The organism is Streptomyces sp. NPDC054863 (assembly GCF_053610825.1).
The window spans coordinates 1-1792 of the sequence record NZ_JBSGZD010000542.1 but is presented as its reverse complement, the minus strand read 5'-3'; the positions used below and the strand labels follow the sequence as shown (position 1 = coordinate 1792).

Sequence of the window (1792 nt, the reverse complement as noted above, 5' to 3'; positions counted from 1 at the left end):
GCCGTGCACCGGGCGCAGCCCGGGACGCAAGCCCCCACCGGCGCCGCAGGCAACCCGCACCACCCACTGCCCCCGCACCTGCGCACCTGCGCACCCGCCCCCCGGACAGGGTGATGCCTCACCCGGTCACCACAACCCCCACCCCCGGCTCCGCCCCCACCACCCGCAAGACCTCCCGCACCGCCTGCCGCCCCGCCCGGTTCGCCCCGATCGTGCTCGCCGACGGCCCGTACCCCACCAGGTGGATGCGTTCGTCCCGGGCGACCCGCGTCCCCTCCATCCGGATCCCGCCCCCGGCCTCCCTCAGCCGCAGGGGCGCCAAGTGGTCGACGGCCGCCCTGAATCCCGTCGCCCAGAGGATGACGTCCGCCGCCACGAAACGGCCGTCGTCCCACGCCACCCCGTCCTCCGTGATCCGGTCGAACATCGGCAGCCGCTCCAGCACCCCGCTCTCCCGCGCCTGCGCGATCGCCTCCGTCACCGGCAGCGCCGTCACCGACACCACGCTCTCCGGCGGCAGGCCGCGCCGTACCCGCTCCTCGACCCGTGCGACGGCCGCCCGCCCCCACTCCTCGGTGAACTCGCCCTCCCGGAACACCGGGGGCCGCCGCGTCACCCAGGTCGTCTCCGCGGCGAGCGGCGCGAGTTCCATCAGGTGCTGGGTCCCCGACGCGCCGCCGCCCACCACCACGACCCGTTGCCCTGCGAACTCCTCGGGCCCCGGGTAGTTCGCGGTGTGCAGCTGCCGCCCGCGGAAGGTGTCCTGGCCCGGGTAGCGCGGCCAGAACGGCCGGCCCCAGGTCCCCGTCGCGCTGATCAGCGCCCGCGCGGCCCACACCCCCTCCGAGGTCTCGATCCGCAGCCGTCCGTCCTCGCCCTCCCGCACGGCGGTGACATCCACCGGCCGGTGGACGTGCAGCCCGAACGTCTCCTCGTACTCCGCGAAGTACTCCCGGACGACCTCCGACGAAGGGCGCCGGGGGTCGGCGCCCGTCAGCTCAAGGCCGGGAAGCGCGTGCATGCCGTGCACCTTGCCGTACGTCAGCGAGGGCCAGCGGAACTGCCACGCGCCGCCCGCCTGCGGAGCGTGGTCGAGCACGACGAAGTCCCGCTCGGGCACCAACCCTGACCTGCGCAGATGGTAGGCGGCCGACAGACCGGCCTGCCCCGCACCGATGACGACGACGGCCACATCCCGCACCCCGATGTTGTTCATGCTTCTACTAACGGGGTGCGGGCCGCGGATCTTCCCTCCCGGGGCAACCGCTCCGGATCTCCCAGGCCGGGACCCTTACGCCTGCGCCGCCACCAGCCTCCGCCGCACCAGCTCCGGCCGTACCCCCTCCCCGAACCAGTAGGCCTCCTCCAGATGCGGATACCCGGACAGCACGAAGTGTTCGACACCGAGCGCGTGGTACTCCTCGATCCGGTCCGAGACGTCCGCGTGGCTCCCCACCAGTGCGGTCCCGGCCCCGCCCCGTACCAGACCGACACCCGCCCACAGGTTCGGCGAGATCTCCAGGTCCTTCCGCGAACCGCCGTGCAGCGCCAGCATCCGCTGCTGCCCCACGGACTCGCTCCTGCCGAGCGCCTCCTGCGCGGTGGCGATCGCGTCCGGACTCAGATCGTCCAGCAGCCGGTCCGCCGTCGCCCACGCCTCCCGCGCCGCATCGCGCGAAATGGTGTGCAGCCGGATCCCGAACCGGACCTTGCGCCCCCGCTCCTCCGCGAGCCCCCGGATCCAGTCGATCTTCTGCTTGACCTGGGCGGGCGGCTCGCCCCAGGTCAGATA

General features: G+C 73.7%; 2 protein-coding genes. Both read right to left on the bottom strand.

What is annotated here, in order from left to right; genetic code table 11:
- Nucleotides 1-118: 118 nt before the first annotated feature.
- On the bottom strand, nt 119-1216 hold the full coding sequence (locus tag ACWGIG_RS38730; RefSeq protein WP_453326419.1) for an NAD(P)-binding domain-containing protein: 1098 nt from the start codon (nt 1214-1216) through the stop codon (nt 119-121).
- Nucleotides 1217-1291: 75 nt separating this feature from the next.
- The coding region (locus tag ACWGIG_RS38725) for an LLM class flavin-dependent oxidoreductase (protein ID WP_453326418.1) at nt 1292-1792 on the bottom strand (501 nt) is incomplete at its 5' end.